Source organism: Tepidimonas charontis (assembly GCF_007556685.1).
Taxonomy (GTDB): domain Bacteria; phylum Pseudomonadota; class Gammaproteobacteria; order Burkholderiales; family Burkholderiaceae_C; genus Tepidimonas; species Tepidimonas charontis.
Genome location: NZ_VJON01000029.1, coordinates 17,501 through 20,000, shown reverse-complemented (window position 1 = coordinate 20,000; position 2,500 = coordinate 17,501). Strand labels below are relative to the sequence as shown.

1 rRNA gene (only partly in view) is annotated in these 2,500 nt (G+C 56.1%); it reads left to right on the top strand.

Going from position 1 to position 2,500, the window contains the following annotated elements:
* The first annotated feature begins 297 nt into the window (after positions 1-297).
* Positions 298-2,500: ribosomal RNA gene (locus tag Tchar_RS09000) — 23S ribosomal RNA — on the top strand (it continues 677 nt past the right edge of the window).

Here is a 2,500-nt window from a genome sequence, read left to right as displayed (position 1 = left end):
GCTGGGTGTGGCGTGCGGTGTGCATAGCGAAGATTGGCGTCAGAGACAATCATTGAACGACGGCGTGCGCTGTGGCTGTCTGCAGCCCCGAGTGCCGTGGCGGCTGCTCTGCTCCTCCGCTGGGAGGCAGTGGGTGCGGTGGTCGACGGTGGGGTGCGGTGGGCTGCGGTGTGCGCAGTTGGAGAAGGCGGCGACAAAGACGCGCGAAGTCTGTTTGCTGCGACCGTGCGATGACGCTTGGGCTGGCTGTGCGTGTGGTGTCAACACGCGGCAGTGCGGCAGGCGGCAAAGCTATAGGGTCAAGTGAACAAGAGCATGTGGTGGATGCCTTGGCGATGATAGGCGAAGAAGGACGTGGTAGCCTGCGAAAAGCTTCGGGGAGCTGGCAAACGAGCTGTGATCCGGAGGTCTCCGAATGGGGAAACCCACCCGATGAGGGTATCCTGCGCTCAATCCATAGGTGCAGGAGGCGAACCGGGCGAACTGAAACATCTCAGTAGCTCGAGGAAAAGACATCAACCGAGATTCCGAGAGTAGTGGCGAGCGAAATCGGAGGAGCCTGCACGATGTAGCCATTGACTTATCAGAACGGTCTGGAAAGGCCGGCCGCAGAGGGTGATAGCCCCGTATGGAAAAAGTTGGTGGTGGAACTAGGCGTGCGACGAGTAGGGCGGGACACGTGAAATCCTGTCTGAAGATGGGGGGACCATCCTCCAAGGCTAAATACTCATCATCGACCGATAGTGAACCAGTACCGTGAGGGAAAGGCGAAAAGAACCCCGGGAGGGGAGTGAAATAGAACCTGAAACCGCATGCTTACAAAAAGTCGGAGCCCTTTGGGGTGACGGCGTACCTTTTGTATAATGGGTCAGCGACTTACATTCAGTGGCAAGCTTAACCGAGTAGGGCAGGCGCAGGGAAACCGAGTCCGAACAGGGCGAATAGAGTCGCTGGGTGTAGACCCGAAACCAGGTGATCTATCCATGGCCAGGCTGAAGGTGCCGTAACAGGTACTGGAGGGCCGAACCCACTGCTGTTGCAAAAGTAGGGGATGAGCTGTGGATAGGGGTGAAAGGCTAAACAAACCTGGAAATAGCTGGTTCTCTCCGAAAACTATTTAGGTAGTGCCTCACGTATTGCCTTCGGGGGTAGAGCACTGTTTTGGCTAGGGGGTCATGGCGACTTACCAAACCAAGGCAAACTCCGAATACCGAAGAGTATGAGCGTGGGAGACAGTGCACCGGGTGCTAACGTCCGGACACGAGAGGGAAACAACCCAGACCGCCAGCTAAGGTCCCTAAGACCGGCTAAGTGGGAAACGAGGTGGGAAGGCTAAGACAGTCAGGATGTTGGCTTAGAAGCAGCCATCATTTAAAGAAAGCGTAATAGCTCACTGATCGAGTCGTCCTGCGCGGAAGATGTAACGGGGCTCAAGCCGGGCACCGAAGCTGCGGATGCGTGGTAACACGCATGGTAGGAGAGCGTTCCGTAGGCCTGTGAAGGTGGCTTGTGAAGGCTGCTGGAGGTATCGGAAGTGCGAATGCTGACATGAGTAGCGTTAAAGCGGGTGAAAAGCCCGCTCGCCGCAAGCGCAAGGTTTCCTACGCAACGTTCATCGGCGTAGGGTGAGTCGGCCCCTAAGGCGAGGCAGAGATGCGTAGCTGATGGGAAGCAGGTCAACATTCCTGCACCGGCTGCAAGTGCGATGTGGGGACGGATCAAGCTAGGTCATCCGGCGGTTGGAAGTGCCGGTTTAGGCAGAAGTAGGCGAGCGCTAGGCAAATCCGGTGCTCACATACCGAGGCTGTCGATCGAGCGAGCATGTCTCGTGAAGTGACCGAATGGGGTCCCAGGAAAAGCCACTAAGCTTGAGCTTGCAGTTGACCGTACCGCAAACCGACACTGGTGCGCGAGATGAGTATTCTCAGGCGCTTGAGAGAACTCGGGAGAAGGAACTCGGCAAATTGACACCGTAACTTCGGGATAAGGTGTGCCCTAGTAGCGTGTAGAGAGCATCGAAGCGTGAATGGGTTGCAAAAAATAGGTGGCTGCGACTGTTTACTAAAAACACAGCACTCTGCGAACACGAAAGTGGACGTATAGGGTGTGACGCCTGCCCGGTGCCGGAAGATTAAGTGATGGGGTGAGAGCTCTTGATCGAAGTCCCGGTAAACGGCGGCCGTAACTATAACGGTCCTAAGGTAGCGAAATTCCTTGTCGGGTAAGTTCCGACCTGCACGAATGGCGTAACGATGGCCACACTGTCTCCTCCCGAGACTCAGCGAAGTTGAAATGTTTGTGATGATGCAATCTCCCCGCGGAAAGACGGAAAGACCCCATGAACCTTTACTGCAGCTTTGTATTGGACTTTGAACGGATCTGTGTAGGATAGGTGGGAGGCTGAGAAGCGGTGCCGCCAGGTGTCGTGGAGCCGACGTTGAAATACCACCCTGGTGCGTTTGAGGTTCTAACCTGGCCCCCTGAATCGGGGGTGGGGACA